General features: G+C 32.3%; 18 protein-coding genes, 1 riboswitch and 1 other annotated feature. Of the genes, 9 read left to right on the plus strand and 9 right to left on the minus strand.

Annotated elements, in window-relative coordinates; translation table 11 throughout:
• Positions 1–21: 21 nt before the first annotated feature.
• Positions 22–342: a PTS sugar transporter subunit IIB gene (locus tag B5E87_RS01405; RefSeq protein WP_087243155.1), complete on the minus strand. Its 321-nt coding sequence runs from the start codon at positions 340–342 to the stop codon at positions 22–24.
• Between the two features lie 156 nt (positions 343–498).
• Between B5E87_RS01405 and B5E87_RS01410 the strand changes: the two genes are divergently transcribed.
• Positions 499–795, plus strand: a complete 297-nt coding sequence (locus B5E87_RS01410) for a hypothetical protein (RefSeq protein WP_087297163.1) — start codon at positions 499–501, stop codon at positions 793–795.
• A gap of 66 nt (positions 796–861) precedes the next feature.
• Here the strand turns inward: B5E87_RS01410 and B5E87_RS01415 are convergent, their stop codons facing one another.
• Positions 862–1,215: a DUF3792 domain-containing protein gene (locus B5E87_RS01415; RefSeq protein ID WP_087243157.1), complete on the minus strand. Its 354-nt coding sequence runs from the start codon at positions 1,213–1,215 to the stop codon at positions 862–864.
• 41 nt (positions 1,216–1,256) lie between these two features.
• On the opposite strand from B5E87_RS01415, the gene B5E87_RS01420 reads away from it, so the two are divergent.
• The gene (locus B5E87_RS01420; RefSeq protein ID WP_087243158.1) at positions 1,257–1,901 is read left to right on the plus strand and encodes a DUF421 domain-containing protein; all 645 of its coding nucleotides are present in this window, start codon (positions 1,257–1,259) and stop codon (positions 1,899–1,901) included.
• Here B5E87_RS01420 and B5E87_RS01425 read toward each other — a convergent pair.
• The 6 genes from B5E87_RS01425 to glmS all read right to left on the minus strand — a co-directional run bounded on the left by B5E87_RS01425 (position 1,898) and on the right by glmS (position 9,045).
• Positions 1,898–2,692, minus strand: coding sequence for an ABC transporter ATP-binding protein (locus B5E87_RS01425; protein ID WP_087243159.1), 795 nt, complete (start codon positions 2,690–2,692; stop codon positions 1,898–1,900). The genes B5E87_RS01420 and B5E87_RS01425 overlap by 4 nt on opposite strands.
• Positions 2,685–3,611, minus strand: a complete 927-nt coding sequence (locus B5E87_RS01430; protein ID WP_087243160.1) for an ABC transporter permease — start codon at positions 3,609–3,611, stop codon at positions 2,685–2,687. The genes B5E87_RS01425 and B5E87_RS01430 overlap by 8 nt, the downstream gene beginning before the upstream one ends.
• 2 nt (positions 3,612–3,613) lie before the next feature.
• A complete protein-coding gene (locus tag B5E87_RS01435; protein ID WP_241147107.1) occupies positions 3,614–4,591 on the minus strand; it encodes an ABC transporter substrate-binding protein in 978 nt (325 codons plus the stop codon).
• A gap of 48 nt (positions 4,592–4,639) precedes the next feature.
• Positions 4,640–4,862 (minus strand) — a binding site (T-box leader).
• Positions 4,863–4,989: 127 nt separating this feature from the next.
• Positions 4,990–5,778 (minus strand): ZIP family metal transporter, encoded by a 789-nt coding sequence (locus B5E87_RS01440; protein WP_087243161.1) that lies wholly within the window; start codon positions 5,776–5,778, stop codon positions 4,990–4,992.
• A gap of 69 nt (positions 5,779–5,847) precedes the next feature.
• Positions 5,848–7,101, minus strand: a complete 1,254-nt coding sequence (locus B5E87_RS01445) for a hypothetical protein (protein WP_087243162.1) — start codon at positions 7,099–7,101, stop codon at positions 5,848–5,850.
• Positions 7,102–7,242: 141 nt separating this feature from the next.
• On the minus strand, positions 7,243–9,045 hold the full coding sequence (gene glmS / locus B5E87_RS01450) for a glutamine--fructose-6-phosphate transaminase (isomerizing) (RefSeq protein WP_087243163.1): 1,803 nt from the start codon (positions 9,043–9,045) through the stop codon (positions 7,243–7,245).
• 370 nt (positions 9,046–9,415) lie between these two features.
• Between glmS and B5E87_RS01455 the strand changes: the two genes are divergently transcribed.
• From B5E87_RS01455 to B5E87_RS01470, 4 genes are all read left to right on the plus strand, one after another.
• Positions 9,416–9,937 (plus strand): hypothetical protein, encoded by a 522-nt coding sequence (locus B5E87_RS01455; RefSeq protein WP_087243164.1) that lies wholly within the window; start codon positions 9,416–9,418, stop codon positions 9,935–9,937.
• A 40-nt stretch (positions 9,938–9,977) separates the two neighbouring features.
• Positions 9,978–10,673 (plus strand): AzlC family ABC transporter permease, encoded by a 696-nt coding sequence (locus tag B5E87_RS01460; protein ID WP_087243165.1) that lies wholly within the window; start codon positions 9,978–9,980, stop codon positions 10,671–10,673.
• Positions 10,673–10,984 (plus strand): AzlD domain-containing protein, encoded by a 312-nt coding sequence (locus B5E87_RS01465; RefSeq protein ID WP_087243166.1) that lies wholly within the window; start codon positions 10,673–10,675, stop codon positions 10,982–10,984. Before B5E87_RS01460 ends, B5E87_RS01465 begins: the two co-directional genes overlap by 1 nt.
• A 151-nt stretch (positions 10,985–11,135) precedes the next feature.
• Complete coding sequence (locus B5E87_RS01470) at positions 11,136–15,512, plus strand: MSCRAMM family protein (RefSeq protein WP_087243167.1); 4,377 nt, start codon at positions 11,136–11,138, stop codon at positions 15,510–15,512.
• 61 nt (positions 15,513–15,573) lie between these two features.
• Here the strand turns inward: B5E87_RS01470 and B5E87_RS01475 are convergent, their stop codons facing one another.
• A complete protein-coding gene (locus tag B5E87_RS01475; protein WP_087243168.1) occupies positions 15,574–16,764 on the minus strand; it encodes an acetate/propionate family kinase in 1,191 nt (396 codons plus the stop codon).
• Between the two features lie 110 nt (positions 16,765–16,874).
• A riboswitch (TPP riboswitch) is annotated at positions 16,875–16,974 on the plus strand.
• Positions 16,975–17,040: 66 nt separating this feature from the next.
• Between B5E87_RS01475 and B5E87_RS01480 the strand changes: the two genes are divergently transcribed.
• The 3 genes from B5E87_RS01480 to B5E87_RS01490 all read left to right on the plus strand — a co-directional run bounded on the left by B5E87_RS01480 (position 17,041) and on the right by B5E87_RS01490 (position 20,163).
• Positions 17,041–17,589 (plus strand): energy-coupled thiamine transporter ThiT, encoded by a 549-nt coding sequence (locus B5E87_RS01480; RefSeq protein WP_158095522.1) that lies wholly within the window; start codon positions 17,041–17,043, stop codon positions 17,587–17,589.
• Between the two features lie 773 nt (positions 17,590–18,362).
• Positions 18,363–18,953, plus strand: coding sequence for a PBECR4 domain-containing protein (locus tag B5E87_RS01485; protein ID WP_087243170.1), 591 nt, complete (start codon positions 18,363–18,365; stop codon positions 18,951–18,953).
• A gap of 646 nt (positions 18,954–19,599) precedes the next feature.
• Complete coding sequence (locus B5E87_RS01490) at positions 19,600–20,163, plus strand: DUF402 domain-containing protein (protein WP_087243171.1); 564 nt, start codon at positions 19,600–19,602, stop codon at positions 20,161–20,163.
• Positions 20,164–20,166 lie beyond the last annotated feature (3 nt).

Raw genomic sequence — 20,166 nt, forward strand, 5'->3', positions numbered from 1 at the left:
TATTTCAATAAAAAAAGATGGTTATCCCATCTCATCCGATTTATTTTGTTCAATCATTTCCATAGCATTTTGGAATACGTTTTTACCATTCATTGTTCCATAATCACGCATAGAAATATCCATAACTGGTATATCTGGTAAAGCTTTTTGTAATTGTTTTTTTATATATTTCACTTGTGGAGCTAATAAAATGATATTGGCATCTGTAGCCTGATGAACATCATGAACTCCAACAGCTCTTATATCAACACGAATTCCTTGGTAATCCGCTTCTCTTTTCATTTTTTCTACCAATAAGCTTGTTGACATGGCAGCTGCACAGCATAAGACAATATGTATCATTGACAACCCCTCACTTTCAATTTTTCATATTTCTTTCTTATATTATAGGGGAATTTAATAAAAAATCCAATAATTTTATAGTGAAACGTTTGTATGTTTGTTATTTTTATGAAAATAGTATATAATAATTATGGCAAAGAAGTAGGTGGTGATCATATGCAAGAAAGTCGTCAATTTAATCGAACAGTGTTAACATTGTGGGTTGTCTTTTTAATCATTGTTGTTGTTGTCAACGGCATCTATGCTTTTATTCTTCCTATGAGTACACTGGAACTTTATTTGGGACCATTAAATTTCTTTAATATTGCTGCAGCAACATTGTTTGTAGGAGTATTAGAAGATTCTATGGTTAATGATTTAAAGAAAAATACAGCGTTGGCTTGTTTAGTACGTATACCTTATGTCATATTAATAGTAGTAGCAGTATTCTTTTCATGCTTATTATTATTTTAAAAAGGAACTGTCCTGAAGTGAATCTTTATGATTGAATTTGGATTCATTTCAGATAAGTTCCTTTTTTTATGCAATCGTACGTGTTTTGATTTCTTTAAAAAAGCCAATCAATAAAAATATGCATGACTTGAAAATCAAATGAACATATTGAATATCATCAAGATGAAGGCATAAGCTTATTAAAAAATACAAGAGAGAAAAGAATAAACAGTGTTTCATGCGATGATCAGGTAAATGTGATGTCAAATATAACGCTGCAATAATAAGTGTCATATAAGCGAATACTTGCAGAATGATTTGAATAAATAAATGATTGATTTGCATGAAATAAGATAAAAGGGAAAGAATAAGAGAGATAAGTATAAAAGGAATAAGAAAAATTAAACATGTATAAATATAAGTACGTAGTGTTTGTTTCATGGTTTCCTCCTAATATACTGTATGCAAAGGAGTTTTCTTTTATGAAATATATAGAAATCTTTATAGAAAGTTTTGGAACGTATATTTTACTTGTCTTGATGATTCGTTTTTTAGGTAAAAAAGAAATGAGTAAACTCAGTGTTTCAGATTTAATTGTATTTTTAATTATTAGTGAATTGATGACAATTTCAATTGGAAATGAAAATGTTAACTTTTTACAGGCAGCACTTGCAGTTTTAGTCATTGTTTTTATGGATAAGCTATTTACGCTGATTTCATTAAAGAGTCCATTTTTTAAAAAGATGGTAGAAGGACATCCAACCTTTATTGTCTTTCAAGGAAAACTGAATCAAAAGAAAATGGCTTCATTAAAATATAGTGTTGATGATCTTTGTCATCATTTAAGAGAGCAGGGGATTGGTTCTTTATCAGAAGTTGACTTTGCAGTGTTAGAAACAGATGGTCAGTTATCTGTGATTGAAACGAAAAACAGTGAAGTGAAAGCACCAGCAGCCATTATTAGTGATGGTCAAATTAATTATGAAATCTTGCAGTTAATGAATCGTGATGAAAATTGGTTGATTAAAAAGTTAAAAGAAGCTGGGATTCATGATTATCATGAGGTTTTTTATTGTGTTGTGGAAAAAGAACGTTTATTTGTCATTAAAAAAAGGCTAGATAACTAGCCTAATAACATTCTATCATTGACAAATTCTTCACCAATGGCTTCTTCAAATTTCTTAAGCAAATCATTCACAGTTAATTGTTTTTTCTCTTCACCTTGAACATCATAAATAATACGACCATCATACATCATAATGAGACGATTTCCAATATCTATGGCATCTTTCATATTATGTGTAACCATCATGGCAGTTAAATGTTGCTCAGTCACGATCTGTTTTGTCAGAGTTAAAACTTTTGTACTGGTAGCAGGATCTAATGCCGCAGTATGCTCATCCAGTAATAACAGCTTAGGTTTATTGAGCGTAGCCATTAAAAGTGTTAAGGCTTGACGCTGTCCACCTGATAATAAGCCAACTTTCGTTGTTAAACGGTCTTCTAAGCCTAACCCTAATGCTTTAACAATTTCATAGTATTCTTCTTTTTCTTTTTTTGTTACACCCCAGTGTAAACTACGTTTTTGACCACGACGTGCAGCCATCGCCAGATTTTCAATAATTTGCATATCAGAAGCCGTCCCCATCATAGGATCTTGAAAAACACGCCCAATGAATTTGGCACGCTGATATTCAGGCGATAAAGATATATCTTGACCATCTAAAGTCATGATTCCACAATCAATAGGATAAACCCCAGCAATAAGGTTTAAAAGGGTACTTTTCCCAGCACCATTGCCACCTATCACAGTCACAAAATCTCCCTGTTTGAGTTCTAAATCTAGTTTGTTAATGACACATTTTTCATTTGGAGTTCCAACATGGAAAGATTTAGAAACTTTTTCTAATTTAAGCATGATTTTCAAATTCCTTTCCTGTTAATTTTTTATACATTGTTAAACGTTTCTTTTTATCAATAATGACAGGAACAGTCAGTGCAATGGCAACAATCAAAGCCGTTAAAAGCTTTAAATCATCTGTATTTAATCCCATCTGTAAAACAATTGCTACAATCATACGATAGATAATAGAACCCACAACAATAGATGTTAAACGTAATTTAAAACCAGCTTTTTTACCAAAAATCACTTCACCAATGACAATGGAAGCCAAACCAATGACAATGGCACCTGTTCCCATTTTGACATCAGCTACACTTTGTTGTTGAGTGACCAAAGCACCACTCATAGCGACAAGTCCATTACTTAACATTAAACCAAAAAGTTTCATCGTATCAGTATTGACACCATTGGCTCTCACCATATTTTCATTATTTCCAGTTGCTCTTAAACATGAACCAAATTCGGTTCCTAAAAACCAGTAAATACCAGCCACGACAATGAAACTAAAGACAAGACCGATACAGATTGTAATCCATTGTGATGTTAATGGAATGACATTAGCTAAATCTTTAAAAAGCGTCGAAGACTGTAATAATGGAATATTACTTTTTCCCATGATTCTTAAATTAATAGAATAGAGTGCAAGCTGTGTTAATATCCCAGCTAAAATGGCAGGCATTTGACATTTGGTATGCAAAAATCCTGTTATAAATCCTGCTAAAAAACCAGCCAGTGTTGCTAAAATGATGGCAACTAAGGGATGTACACCAGCGATCAGTGCAACAGCACAAACGGCTCCTCCGGTCGCAAAACTGCCATCAACTGACAAATCTGCAATATCTAAAATGCGAAAAGTTAAATAAATGCCTAGAGCCATAATTCCCCATAAAATACCTTGACCAATGGCTCCCTGTAAAGATAATAATATCGCCATAATTATTCTCCAATCATAGTTGCATTCAGCTCAGTAGGAATATCAATACCTAATTGAGAAGCAACTTTTTGATTAATAAAATATTGACAGTCTTTTCCTTCAACAAAAGTAACAGGTGTTTCTTCTACTTGAGCTTCACCATTAAGAATAGCTAAAGCCTGTTTTCCAGCATTTTGACCAACAGTATAGTAATCTAAACTCAAAGTTGCAAGACCACCATTTTCACACATACTTTCTTCACCAACGATCACTGGCAGATTGTTTTCATTTGTTACTTGTGCAACAGTTGCCATATTAGAAGCAAGAAGATTGTCAGTTGGAATATAAACAGCATCATAATGACCAATCATAGATTGTGCAACCTGTTGAATAGCACTTGAATCATTAGATACTGTCACTTCACTGGCTTCTAGTCCTAAATCTTTTGCAGCCTGTAAAGCAATTTCTCCTTGATATACGGAGTTTGCTTCATCGCTACAATAGAAAATTGCGATTTTCTTAGCATCAGGAATCAATGTCTTTAAGAGTTCTAATTGTTCCTTGATTGGATTTAAATCACTAGCTCCAGTGACATTTGTTTCTGGTTTTTCATTAGATTTGACAACGCCAGCTGTTTCAAAATCAGTAACAGCAGCTCCTACAATAGGAATATCAGTTGTTTTATTAGCAGCAGCCTGTAAGGCATCAGTTGCGATAGCATAAATCAAGTCATCACCATCATTGACAAATTTTTCAGCAATTGTCTGGCAGTTGGAAGGATCACCACTGGCATTTTGAAAATCAATATTTTCTTCTTTGACACCAGCTTCGATTAAAGTATCTTTAAATCCTTCATATGCTTTATCTAGTGCAGGATGTTGTGCAAACTGTATAGCCCCAATCTTGACTTCAGATAATTCTTTTGTTCCAGTTGTTTCACTGGCACATCCTGTTAAAAGCAACCCCATTGTCAATAATAATACAGATAGTTTTTTGATCATATTTTATTCCTCCTCATTTTTAAGATTATAAAACAAAAAAACCCGTCCCAAGAGGGCGAGTGAACGCGGTACCACCTCAATTTATTATAATCTCACAATTATAACCTTTATAAGTTGAATAACTTTACATAAATAACGTTATGTCCCCGATTACCCCTTATCAAAGTAATAGCTCCGTGGTGTATTCAAAATTTCTTTTCGTATGATTCGCACCAGCCATCATATCTCTTATGTCACAGAAATTTTTACTTCGTCACATCATTGCTTTTTGTTTTATATATCACTTATCATAAATAAATGAAAATTGTTTGTCAATCATTTTTTTAAAAATAAAATAAAAATAAGTATTTAACGAATTATTTTTATAAAATTTGTTAAAATAGTAAAAAATAGAGCGATTAAGATAACATCATATCTAAAATCATCATCACTGCAAAGCCAATCATGCAAGACAGAGCACCTATATCAATCTGATGTTGGCAACAGGCTTCTGGGATCATATCTTCCACACAGACAAATAGCATAGCACCAGCTGCAAAACTTAAGGCAAATGGAAGAATATTTTGAATCAAAGAAGCAAAGATATATCCAAGGATAGCTGAAGGAATTTCAATAATCCCTGAAAATTGTCCGTACATCATAGATATGAATTTACTTTTTCCATATTGATGCATAGGGAGTGCAATGGCAGTCCCTTCAGGAAAATTCTGAATACCTATTCCAATAGAAAGAACCAATGCTGGAATAAACTGTTGATGCGCACTGGCAAAAGCGACGCCAACAGCCAAGCCTTCAGGAATATTGTGCAATGTCATAGCAAGCATTAATAATTGATTCTTAGAAAAACGTGATTGAACACCTTCTATTTCACCTGATATCATATGTTTATGTGGCAAGAAATGATCACATAAAGCTAAAAATGCAACACCACATAAAAAACCAAATGGAATAATCATAAGATACCATTTATTCATATTTTCTAAAAGGTTCATTGCAGGTAAAATTAAGGAAAAAAATGAAGCAGCAATCATAATACCCGCACTGCTTCCTAAAGCAATAGAGACCAGATGTTTATTTTCTTTATTTGTAAAATAAACCAAAGAAGCACCTAAAAAGGTAGAAAACCAATTAAAAATAATAGCTCCGATAAAAATAAGAACAGGCATTTCTTGTAATATTGATAACACATTTTCACCTCATTATAGAGTATGAAAAAGACAGTTTTGTGTGACAAAAAAAGCTATGCAGGGCATAGCTTAGTATTGGATGTCTTCATATAAAGTTTTAATTAAAATGGCTTTTGAAGATGGTTGCTGCTTTTTGAAATCAAATGTTTTCATTAAGCTATATTCAACAACATCATATTTTTCAACCATTTCATCATAAATATAATCAGATTGTCTAAAGAATAAATGATCACCACTATCATTATCTTGATCGATACTACCAAATTCTTTATCTTTGTTGTAATAAACAACTTTTCCTTCAAAACGATCAATATATTCATCAAGATGTTCCATTAACTGATTATATAAGCGATCATATAAAGAGCTGCTATCCGTATCTTGATATTGTTCAGAAATTGAATTTTGAGAAACATCTTTTTGATTTTCAGCTTTAAGCTGATAAACAAAAGCATTTGCTAAATCAATCACTTCCTGATTTTGACCAGTTTTCACCATATCTAAAATCATTTCATATAATCCCAATTCATCAAGATTATATCCAGCTTTAAAGAATTTATAAACAAGATTTGTATAAGCTTCTTTCACTTTACCAGTATTCATATATAAATCATAAAGCACTTGGAATGAATCAACGTTTGGAATCTTGTTTCCTAATGATAAGAATTCATTTTCAGCTTCTTCATATCTTTTTAAATGTACAAGTGAAGATGCACGATAGTATTTAACCCAATTTAAATTGTTATAATGCCATTTAATAGGTTGTGTAAAAGCCATGTTTGCATATTCTACACAAGATTTATAATCTTCCATTTCATAAGAACATCTAACTTTTAAACGATACCATTTTTCTTTCTTTGATTCATATTCTTTACCTGCACTATTAACAAAAGGCTCAATGCTAAGTGTCTGAACATCAAGTTTATCTAAAAGTTCAGATAATTTTTGATAACGAACAGGTTTTTGATTCATGACATACTTCATAGCTTTATTGATTGTCGCTTCTAAAGGAGAATATTTTTCTTGTTTACATAAGTTTGTGATTTCATCAACAATAGAGAAAAATAAATCTTCTTTTTCTTTGATTTTATCGTCATCAATATTAATGTATTTATTATAAAGTGCATAACCATAATGATTAATAAAACCACTTAATCCTTCTCCAACTTGCAAGAAAGTCTTACCTACTTCAATTGCATCATCAGTACGACCTTGATTTTTCAATTCTTTTACATAATCCATAGCTTGAAAATCATTAAATGAGCTTGGATCTTCTTCAAAACGTTTATCATAATTTGTTAAATCTTTTGGTTCACGTTTTTCCACGATTCATCACCTCGATTATTATTATATCAATTTCATAACTTCTTGTGAAGAATAAAGATTTATTTTTCAAAATCAATCATAAAAATGAACCTCTGTTATGAGGATGTCCAAATAACAAGGTTCATTTGAATCTGATGTTTTTTATTCGACAGTTACAGATTTTGCAAGATTACGTGGTTTATCAACATCACAACCTTTAATGCATGCTGTGTAGTAGGCAATAAGCTGTAAAGGAACAGCAACCAATATTGTCTGAAGAGTAGGGTCAATATCAGGAAGTTCATATACGTTTTGAACATTTTTCACTTCCATATTTTGAGTTGTCAGTAATATAACACGTGCTCCTCTGGCCATTGTTTCTTGAATATTGCTGATTGTTTTTTGTGCAATATGTGGTTGAGTAGCTACTGCAATAACAACAGAATCGTTTTCTATTAAAGCAATAGGACCATGTTTTAATTCACCGGCTACATAAGCATCAGCATGGACATATGACACTTCTTTTAATTTTAAAGCACCTTCTAAGACACTGGCATAATCTAAATTTCTACCAATAAAGTAGGCATCATGTTGATTTTCCAGCATTTTTGCATACTGGGCAAAAAGATTTTCATCCTTTAAAATAGTATCTACATGTTGAGGAATAGACATTAATTGTTGAATAATTTGTTTGTTGATGTCCTTGCCAAGTTGTTGAGCAATATAATAAGCTAACAGAATCAATAAAACCAATTGTGTTGTATAAGCCTTCGTTGATGCTACCGCAATCTCAGGACCCGCACATGTATATAAAACATAGTCACTATCACGAGAAATTGTACTTCCTAATACATTTGCAATAGCAATTGTTGTTGCCTTTTTTTCTTTTGCCAGACGTAAAGCGGCTAGGGTATCAGCTGTTTCTCCAGATTGAGAAACAAAGATTGCTAAAGTCTTTTCATCTACAAAAGGATCATCATAACGAAATTCACTGGCAACTTCGCTTAAAACAGGAATGTCTAATACTTTTTTAAGAATATGAGCACCACACATAGATGCATGATAAGCTGTTCCACAAGCAACCAGATAGATTTTATTGAACTGAGAAAAATCAATATCTTTTAATTCATCTAAAATAATGTGATTGTGATTGATACGACCTCTTAATGTTTCAGCAATGACATGAGGCTGTTCATGAATTTCTTTCAACATAAAAGTATCATAACCATCTTTTTTAGCTGCTTCTAAATCATAAGGAATAGTTGTTGTTTGTTTTTCAATCGGATGTCCGTGTTGATCATAAAATGAAATATGATCAGTTGATAAAACAGCCATTTCATAATCTTCTAAAAAATAAACTTCTTTTGTATATTCTAATAAGGCTGGGATATCACTAGCACCAACATAACCATCTTTTGTTTTCCCAATAATTAAAGGGCTGTCCTTTTTTGCAACAATGATGTGTTCTGGTTCTAATGTTGAAAGAATACACAAAGCATAGCTTCCTTTGATTTGAGCCAATACTTTTTGTGTTGCTTCTAATAGATTGCCATCATAAAGACTATCAAGAAGTTGAACAACAACTTCACTATCTGTATCAGATTGAAACTGATATCCTTTTTTTAATAATTCATCTTTTAATTCACGATAATTTTCAATAATCCCATTATGCACTAAAGCAATTGTTTCATCCTGATTGGTATGAGGATGAGAATTAAGATTAGAAGGAACACCATGAGTTGCCCATCTTGTATGTCCAATCCCCACATGTCCACTTAGATGCTGATTTTTTAGTTTGTTTTCTAAATTTTCTAATCGTCCTTTACATTTGACAGTGATAAGCTGATTGTTTTCAAGTGTTGTGACACCTGCACTGTCATAACCACGATACTCCAATTTAGATAAACCTTGCATTAAAAAAGGCAAAGCTTCACCTTTTCCACAATAAGCAGTAATTCCACACATAAAAAATTTCCTCCATCAATTTCATTTTTTATTATTGAATGAAGTGATGCCTAATGATATTTGTTTAATGATCACTCATTAGTTTTGTTCATTGTTCAGGTAGCATCATACCTCCAGATCATCCGCCGAATCTTTCGATAAATCTGGTCCTCGTCAACTTTATATGTATAAAGTCCTGGCGCTTTTCTTTTGTAACTTCATCAATAATAGATATTATTATACATGAAACATCATCGAATAGTTTTCATATTTTAAAAATGTTTCCATTATAATATATGAAATATAAAAATTTGATGTGAAATAAAAAAAGTTTGTTTAAAAAAAAGAAAAATGAGAAAAATATGCGTATATATATAATAGGAGGGTTATTATGAGTATACGTAATAATTTACTGGAAATGAATAAATCATTAAAAAAACTTGAAGAATCCGGTGTTTATGATGTAGAAAAATATAGCTATGCATTATTACATCAGACCAGTCAGTTAGAGTATTTTTACTGTCATTTGGTTAAGGATGGCGACTGTAATCAGACGTTCTATCATGTACATAAAAGACCACATATTCATGAATTGGCATATTTCAATATTGGACGAGGCTTCCCTAAAGAACTTATGGATGGACATTGGTGCTATGTTTTAAAAGATATGGGATATAAAATGCTTGTTGTTCCATGTACATCTATCAAAAAAGATTCAACCCCTGCTAATCCCATATTTGAAAAGGATATTAAAATAAAAACAGATACACATATAACACATTGTCGTATTCAATTGAGTGATATTCGTTCAGTTGATATCCAAAGATTAGATTTAAGAAAATCTTTTTATCAGGTATTAACATCAAGAGAAGACATTATCGAATTTATTGAAAAAAATTTGTTTGATAAGTAATTTTGATTCATGTATCATAGGGATATATGGAGGGGATTTGATGGAGGAATTTTTAAGAGGCTGTAGAAGATCTCTGCCGATTGCTTTGGGGTATTTTCCAGTTTCTTTTTCTTTTGGGGTTTTTGTTGCTTCAAGTGGTTTACCATTTGGTTTAGCAACATTGATTTCATTGACTAATTTAACATCATCGGGGCAATTTGCTGGAGTATCTTTGATGCTGGCTCAAGCTTCGTATATGGAAACTGCATTAACATTATTGATGATTAATGCAAGATATTTTTTAATGTCTTTATCTTTAAGTCAAAAGATTGATCAAAAGATGTCAACGCTGGAAAGAATGGTGATTTCTTTTGGAATTACTGATGAAACATTTAGTTTGGCATCTTTAGAACATGGAACATTATCTTTTTCTTTTATGGCAGGATTTATTTTGGTACCTATTATTGGATGGACGAGTGGTACACTTGTTGGTGAAACGCTGACAAATATTTTGCCACCTGTTTTACAAAATGCAATGGGGCTGGCTTTATATGGCATGTTTTTAGCGATTATTGTTCCAGCATCTGCCAAATCACGTGCTATATTAGAAGTTGTAGTCATAGCAGCAATTCTTTCAACAATCATGTATGAAGTGCCTTTGTTTCAAGGATTATCTAGTGGATTTCAATTGATTGTGGCTACAATACTGGGAGCTTTCTATGGGGCTTTACGTTACCCTATTGAGGAGAATGTCTAATGTCAAGTTATTTATTACTGACTGTTTTTGTGATGGCCGTTATGACCTACTTGCCAAGAATGTTGCCACTGACGTTTTTTAAAAAAGAAATCCACTCACGTTTTATACGTTCGCTTCTATATTATGTGCCTTATGCTGTTTTGTCGGCATTGACATTTCCAAGCATTCTATATGCAACTGGACATATGGGCAGTGCTTTGGTTGGAGGACTGGCGGGTATTTACTTCGCTTATCGTCAAAAAGGCCTGGTTTTTGTTGCCTGTGTGACCGTTATATGCAGTTTCATTGCGCACATACTGATTCCATTTTAGATGGAATTTTTTAATTGATTCATGATATTTTATGGTGATGGAAAATAAGGAAGATGTTTTAAGACAGGATGATGACCTGTCTTTTTTGATATGTAAAAGGAGGTGATGTGTTCGAAAACGATTATGTTTAGCTAAAAAGGAGGGAAAAAAGATGGATAAACATAAGCATTTTATAAAATTAAAGAAAGTCATACTTTTGATGTTGTCGTGTATTTTTATGTTGAACATAGGTGAAGTTTATGGAGCTTCATATGAGATGAATACTTATAATTATCTGGCAGGTGTCACCACAAAAGCTGGATCCAAACTAAATGATGGAACTGTTTTGGAGGCCAGTTCATATGATGAAGGTGTGACGGTTCTTCTGACGACAAATGGACAGTATTTTTATTGTCTAGAGAATGGAAAGGCTGTTCATGATGGAACACAATATACGCCTACTGACACAATTGAGCTTATTGAAGAAGCTCAAAAGAACAAACATTTAAGTTCGTCAGAAAAGGAAAAGCTTATTAGTCGAGTGCTAAGTCTAGCACCAACAAAGATCAATGTTTCATATCATACAAATGGATCATTAAAAGCAGTGAATGGAAATGCCTATCAGTGGTATGCAGCACAAATTATTGTATGGGAAATCATGGTTGGTGAAAGAAATGCAGATGGTAGTTATCGAGGTGTGACAACCAGTGGTGCGACTTCTGTTTATAATTCTTTGAATTGGTCTAACTCTACGACAAAGTCCAATGTCAAAACATACTATGATTCTTATAGTCAGATTTTAAAGACATGGGGGCAGATTCCTAGTTTTGCATCAAAGAGTGAAAATCTTGCGAAAACATATGAAATGACTGTATTTGATGGCAATCATTATTATATGGAAATGAATGATCAAAATCAGGTTCTTGAAAGATATGATTTTAAGGCCAACGGGCTTTCGTTTGTTAAAAATGGGAATGCTTTAAAAGTCACAGCGAATGCTTCATTTGATGATACGAAAACAGTATCTGGAATCAATAGTCTTGATCTCAATAAAAGACAGCTGCTTTGTTTAGACAGTTCTGAAAGATATCAGAAAGTCGCGATTGCAGGAGAATTGGATGAAGCTATACCAAGTGCTTTCTTTAAGATTAAGATTGGAGCATCTGCTTTAAAGATTACTAAAAAAGATAATAAGGGTAATAATATTGCTGATGTACAGTTTCAAATTTCTTATCATGCAGACATGAGTCAAAGTCTAGGTACATATACAACTGGAAAAGATGGAACAGTTACGATTGACAAACTGCAACCAACAACCATTTATATACAGGAAATCAAGGTTCCAGATCATCTTGTCTTGGATTCAACAGTCCATTCAGTAGAGTTAAAAGCTGGTCAAACAGCTTCGTTTACGCAAACGAATAACTGGAAACAGGGTTATATTCAGGTTGTGAAAAAGGACAAAAAAACAGGTGAGGTTGTTAAGAAACCAGGTACAAAGTTTGAGGTCTTAAGTGGAAATCAGGTAGTTGCGACAATATCTACAAATAGTGAAGGTGTTGCTAAAACAGGATTACTTGATTATGGAACATATACGATTCGTGAAAAAGAAGCACCACAGAACTATGTCATTGCGACACTTGAAAAGAATCAGAGTGTGACTGAAAATGGTAAGACTTATGCCATTGAAATCTATAATGAACCAGTTCTAGGGAAAATTGAATTAGAGAAACAGGATAAAGAAACTGGGAATATCTCTCAAGGTGATGCAACTTTAAAAGAGGCTGAATATGTTTTAAAAGCCAATCAAGATATATTGAATCCATCTGATGGAACTGTGCTTTATAAGAAAGATGAAATCATCTCTCAAAAGACAGTTGGAAATGGTGTCTGGGGTGATACAGGAACAAAGAAAACAAATGATCAGGCAAAAATTTCATGGTCTAATTTACCGATGGGTGTCTATCGAGTAGAAGAAACAAAGCCAAGTGAGGGATATTTATTAGATGGGCCTCAGATAGTGACATTGACATCTTCAAATTCGAATCAGCAGGTTGTCACACAAAGTGTTGTTTCTAAAGAACAGGTCATTAAAGGAAAACTTGAAGTTGCCAAAATGGGAACTGATGGATCAAGTGGCATTACACAAGGATTGGCAGGTGTAGAATTTACTATCAAGCTTTACTCAGATGTTCAAAAGAATGGATGGGATCAGGCAAGAGCTTATGATGTTCTTGTGACAGATTCAACGGGACGAGATACATCTATTGATCTGCCTTATGGTATTTATCAAATAAAGGAAACAAAAACACCAGAAAATTATTATCCTGCTGGTGATTTTTTTATTACCATTAATGAAGATCAGGAAATTGAATATAGAATGGTCAACAACGCACCATTTCAGGCATGGTTAAAAATTGTGAAAAGAGATAAAGATGGACAGAAAGTGGCTTTATCTCATGCGACATTTAAGTTAAAAGATAGCGAAGGAAATGATGTCAAACAAAAAGTTGGTATGGTTTATAAAGATGAATGGGCAACAGATGAAAATGGATATGTTGTACTGGATGATATGGTCAAATCAGGAACATATACAATCGAAGAATTGAGAAATCCTGAAGGATTCCTTATTGGAGATGATATTCAAGTGAATATTACAGCAGATAATGATGAAATCTATTTTGATGAAGACAATCAACCTGTCATTGAAGTTTCATTTATCAATGAAAAACCAACAGGACATTTGATTCTTCATAAAGAATTTGAAAGAGAGGAAGATACAGCTGTTGGTGGAGCACAGTTTAAAGTCACTGCTGATAGTGATATTATAGATCCAGCAACAGGAAAGGTGATTTACAAAAAAGGTGATCCTGTCAGTATGGGGAATTCAACTGATGGTATTTATATGATTAATGAAAGTGGAAAACTGGAATTAAAAGATTTACCACTTGGAACAACTGGGGCCAGATACAAGGTTGAAGAGATTTCAACGATAGATGGATATGTTCTTTTGGATGAACCAGTCATCTTTGAATTTGATATCAAAGACAATACTACAAAAGAATATACAGTGGAAAAGACAATAAAGAATAAGCTAACAGAAACATATTTCTCTAAACAGGATTTAAACGGAACAGAACTCAAAGGTGGAGAATATTCTGTCATTGATGCTAAAAGTGGAGAAATTATTGATCAATGGACAAGTGATGGAAGAGGTCATCTCGTTAAAGGACTTGTCATTGGAAAGGATTATATCTATCGTGAAGATTTAACACCCCTTGGATATACTTATGCCAAAGATGTGAAGTTTACAATGTCAAAAAACAAACAGACAATTGTCATGAAAGATATACAGGTGGATGTCAATAAATTAGATGCAGATGGTAACGCTGTTCAAGGAGCGACTCTTCAGATTGTCAGTGATAAGACCAAAAATATTGTTGACCAATGGGTAACTGACGGAAGTGTTCATCACGCTGAAGGACTTATTGTTGGTCAAACATATATCCTTCGAGAAATCAAAACACCAGATGGATTTGCGATGGCTAATGAAATACAGTTTACTGTGAAAGAGAATGAAAATATGAATTTATCTATGATAGATAAGAAAGTCATTTTCTCAAAAGAGGATGCAGGTGGACAGGAAATTGAAGGTGCATCTATGCAGGTCATTGATAAAGAAACAGAAGAAATTGTTGATGAATGGATTTCTACAAAGGATAGTCATACTATAAATAATCTTATAGTAGGTAAGACTTATATTCTTCATGAAGATTTAGCACCAATTGGTAAGAATCTGGCGCAGGATATTGAGTTTACTGTCACTGATGATCAACAGAATCAGCATATCACAATGATTGATACAACAGTTGGTATTCAAAAGAAAGATGAATTAGGAAATAATGTCAAAGGTGCGACATTACAGATTGTGTCTAATAAAACAAAAAACATCATTGATCAATGGACAACAGATGGATCAGTTCATTATGCGCAAGGATTGAAGGTAGGGGAAACTTATACAATTGTTGAAGTCAAAACACCAGAAGGATATGAAACATCTCCGTCCGTGACTTTGACTGTTGATGGAAAACAGGATATGTCACTGACAATGACAGATCATCGTATTATCACTGATATTTTGATCAATAAGGTTGATAGTCAAACACATAAGAACATTGTTCATAATGATTTTGAGTTTACAATTTATTTAGATGAAAAATGTCAAAAGCCATTCAAAACATTAAAGGCTGATACAACAAAAGGGACTGTCACTTTTGAAAATTTAGAGTATGGTCAAACAGTTTATGTCAAAGAAACAAAAGCGCCAAAGGGTTATCAGTTATCTGATGAAGTTGTTAAGATTGTCATTGATGATCAGCTTGAAGGAATTGGAAAGGTGCATAGTTTTCAGTATGAAAATGAAAAGATTCCAGTTGTCGTTGTGAAAACAGGAGATACGACGCACATGTTTTATTATCTGATATTAGCTGGAGGATGTTTGATTTTCATTATAAAGCTTTGTAGAACTCAAAAAGAAACAGATAGGTAAAGAAAAAGATGCAGGGATTTTGATCCATGCATCTTCTTTTCTTTTATATTGTTTTTTTATTTTATAGATTTAATAAACGTTTTGTATCTCTGGCAATCACAAGTTCTTCATTTGTAGGAATGACATAAACTTTGATTTTTGATTCAGGTTTAGAAATTAAACGTTCACCTTCACCATTTTCATTAGCATCATCATCAACAACAATACCTAATGCTTCACTTACTAATGATAGAATTTCTTTTCTAGCATAAGCAGAGTTTTCTCCAATACCAGCTGTAAAGGCAATTGCATCACATCCACCTAAAGCAATAAAATATCTACCAATGTATGCAATAACTCTTCTAAAGAAAATGTCAATAGCTAACTTAGCTCTTTCGTTTCCTTCATTAGCAGCATTTAATACATCTCTAAAGTCACTTGATACACCTGATACACCAAGTAATCCAGATTCTTTATTTAACATATGAATGACATCTTTCATATCCATACCAACTTGTTCAATCAAGTAATCAATGATAGAAGGATCCAAATCTCCACTACGAGTTCCCATCATAATTCCAGCTAATGGTGTAAATCCCATAGATGTATTAATAGATTTTCCATCTTTGACAGCTGTTAAAGAACCACCAGCTCCTAAGTGAGCAACAATGATTTTAGAATGTTCAGGGTTACCTAGTTTTTCAATAACTTTCTGTGATACATAATAATGTGAAGTCCCATGTGCACCATATTTTCTCACTTTATAATCAGTATAGAAACGATATGGAATTGGGTAAATATAACATCTTGGTTCAAGTGTCTGATGGAAAGCAGTATCAAACACAGCAACAGCACCAGCATTTGGAATAGCTTCCTTAAAAGCATAATATCCTGTTAAGTGAGCAGGGTTATGTAAAGGTGCTAATGATTTTAATTCATCAATCTTGCTGACAACATCTTCATCAATAATAGCAGATTCTTTAAAATAAGAACCTCCTTGTACAACTCTATGTCCTACACCTTTAATGTCTTCCAATGAAGACACGATATTCTTTTCTAATAATGTATCTAATAATAAATGAACAGCTTCTTTATGTGTTGGAATAGGTAAAGTACGAACATCTTTTTCACCATTGAATTTAATTGTAAAAATAGAATCTTCTAAACCAATTCTTTCAATAACACCAGAAGTAATGACTGTTTCATCATCCATTTCAAATAATTGAAATTTAAGTGATGAACTACCAGCATTCACTGCAATAATTTTTGCCATTTTTCTTATCCTCCCTTAATTCCCTTTTATTATAGCATTTATTTATAAAAAAACTAGGAAAAAATGTTTTGTAAAAAATATTTGTATTTTTTCTAAAAAAGAATATAATAGATATGAGCCAGGGGCGCATTTGCTGAGAAAGGTTTTCACCTTGTCCCTTATGATCTGAACTGGGTAATGCCAGCGTAGAGAGTGCAAATAATGATTTTTGTGACTTTTTTACGTGGGTAGAAAAGTCTTTTTTATTTGTTGGCTTCAATGAAAGGGGATCGAATTATGAAAAGAATTTTAAAAGTTGATTTCACAGTCAAAAGTATGTGTCAGCTTGCAATGTTTATGGCTATTACAGTGATTTTGAGCTATGTGAATGAAATTATTCCTTCTTTACCACAGGGAGGAACAATCTCTGTTGATGTCATTGCCATCATGTTATGTGGTTATTTAATGGGAGCTGGATATGGTGTCATTTGTGGAATAGGGGTATCTATTTTACAGTTTGTCTTAGGTTTAGCAACTTACTATGGACCATGGTCAGTTTTACTTGATTATGTATTACCACTTGCAGTATGTGGATTAACACCTTTGATGAAAACACAAAAAATTGGAAACCTTCCTATTTGCTGGGGTATTGTTTTTGTCATGTTTTTAAAATACTTATCTCATTTTGCTTCAGGCGCTTTCTTGTTTGCAAGTTATGCACCAAAAGGTATGAATCCAATTGTTTATTCATTAAGATATAATATTATCTATGTTGCACCAACACTTATATTATGTATGATTGTTGTTCCATTGTTATATCCTCGTTTAAAAAGAGCGTTTATGTAATCTCTCAATACTGAGAGATTTTTTAATATATCATAAAAAGTTCGTATGGAGTGGATAGTGAAGTGATATGATTCCACTATGGTAGACACATGAAATAAACAAACATATTGATTATATCATTCTTGCTTAATACAGTCTTTTTTATCTCATATTGTTTCAAAAAAAGGACTATGAAAAATAATGGAAAGAAATAGATTTTATTTCGACTAGAAATGAATTGGTGATTGCCATGGACAAATAAAGTCGTTTTGTTATAAGTATGTTGTATAAAGGAAGTTCATTCAAATTTGATGATTGAAACACCTCTTAACGTTATTTATAATAGATATGTCAAGGGATAATTTTTTATTGTGACTTTAAAAGCTAGTGTTGCTTCGATAAAGAGTTTATCATTGTTTTAGAGTAGGCTTTAAGCAGAATTTACTGATTTGATTTTGTTAGAAAGATTTTGTATTAATCTCTAGAGTTTTCTAGAAAATGTGTTATAATGAATGTGGAATTAAAAGGAATATTTAATTTCGAAGAAAATAAGTATATGAATGGATAAGATTATCCATAATATAATTGCTGAGGATGACAGTTATTTCATCTGCGACATTTCGTTTTAAACGAAGATGTGATCATTCGAAAGTCGATGGGGACCCGACTGTGGCGGGCGCAAAAACAAATACTACAGCCCTGGAACTAGCCATTTCCTAAATTTGGCTCAGACTTTCTGAATAGAGGGATTGTTTTACAATCCCTTTTTCAGTGCTTAAAAGAGGAATAAAAATATGGAATTAAACAAAGCAAGAAATAGAATTGATATGAGAAGCTATTCTTTTCATGAATATGCATTATACTTCTGTCAATTTGATAATAAAATTCTTTGTATTGAAACGGTTGATAAAGTGTTGCAAATAAAGATCAGTACTACACAGCTACCTCATTTAATTGGGTTACAATATGCTTATGATAAACAAAGGCATAAATCAAAATATAAAGGGAAGAATGGATTTCAAATTTTATTGAATAATGAGATTGATTTAGATATGTTCGAGAATAGAATTAGACGAAATAGACCAACAGCAAATCATAAACATATTACATGGGATATGATATTATCAAGAATTGAATGGTTACCATATTTTTTTAATAATATATCAAAAAAGCCAAGGATGAAAGAAAATAGAGAAGAACGATTGATTAACAGTTCTTTGAAAGGGGATTATTTTTATTTTAAGGTGAATAGTAATGAATATCTTATTTTATCATTGTTAAAAATTGGGAAAAAATATACTCTTGAATCGTTCATAGTATATAATGATATTCGATATTTAGGAGACCTGAATGAAGTGTGTATTAAAAATGTTTATTGGAAATAAAAAAGATAAATATGTTGTTATTATAAATGGCATATTAAATAATTAAGAGCACAATTAAAAATATTTTTAGGAATGATGTCTTTTGTCATGTCTGCTTTTTATTGTGATAGTAGGTATATCTGTTGCAGAAGTAAAGCTAAATAGAATATCTAAAGAAAAACATTTTTGATCAATGATATATGGAAACAAGTACGTTAACACTACGAATGTATTGGTTAATGATTCATCTCATATTTTTGAGGTGTTAATCTGGTATTGAAAAGTTTCATTTTCTTTTTTGTAAGTTGAAAACAAAAATCTTCTGGAAATTGTTTTATATTTTTTAGTGCATGATTTCATGCCTTTTTGGCTTGATACAGTATTGTAAAATCGCTATGGAATATTATTTGCGATTACAAGTAATATATAAATTTTTTTATCAAATTGAACTAACTGTACAATTGTCATGTTGTTTGTTCATTTTTCTGCACCATCGCTTATATTGTTTATGGTTGATGTTCCATTGTTATATCCTCGTTTAAAAAGAGCATTTATGTAATCTCTCAATACTGAGAGATTTTTTTACTATATAGAAAATAGTAAATTTGCTTTAAAAAAGAGTATAACTTGTGTATAATATTTCTGTTATAGAAAGAGGTTATTGATTATGAATAAGACATTTGTTGGTCAAAATATCCTTATTCATTGTTATAAACATGATGGAAGCATTCATCGCTGTTGGGATAAAGGACTTGTTTTAGAAGAAACACCATATCATTTTATTGTGGTGAATAATAGAACGCTTGTTACGGAATCAGATGGACGTAAATGGTATACAAGAGAACCAGCTATTTGTTATTTCCCTAAGCGAAAATGGTATAATGTCATTTGTATGATTCGTAAAACAGGGGTGCATTTTTATTGTAATATTGCATCACCAACATTGTATGATGGAGAAGCTTTAAAATACATTGATTATGATTTAGATTTAAAGGTTTTTCCAGATTATAAATATAAAATATTAGATGAAGAAGAATACCAGCAACATAAAATGATGATGAATTATGGTCAAGAACTAGATGAGATATTATATCAGCAGCTAGATCAACTGATTGAGATGGCTATGAATATGGCAGGACCTTTTAGACCTGGTTTTGCACAACATTGGTATCATTATTATCAAAGTGGAAATTATAAAAAAAGGAGAGATCATCGTGGATTTTCAAAATGAACA

The organism is Massilimicrobiota sp. An142, assembly GCF_002160725.1.
Lineage (GTDB): Bacteria > Bacillota_I > Bacilli_A > Erysipelotrichales > Coprobacillaceae > Allocoprobacillus > Allocoprobacillus merdigallinarum.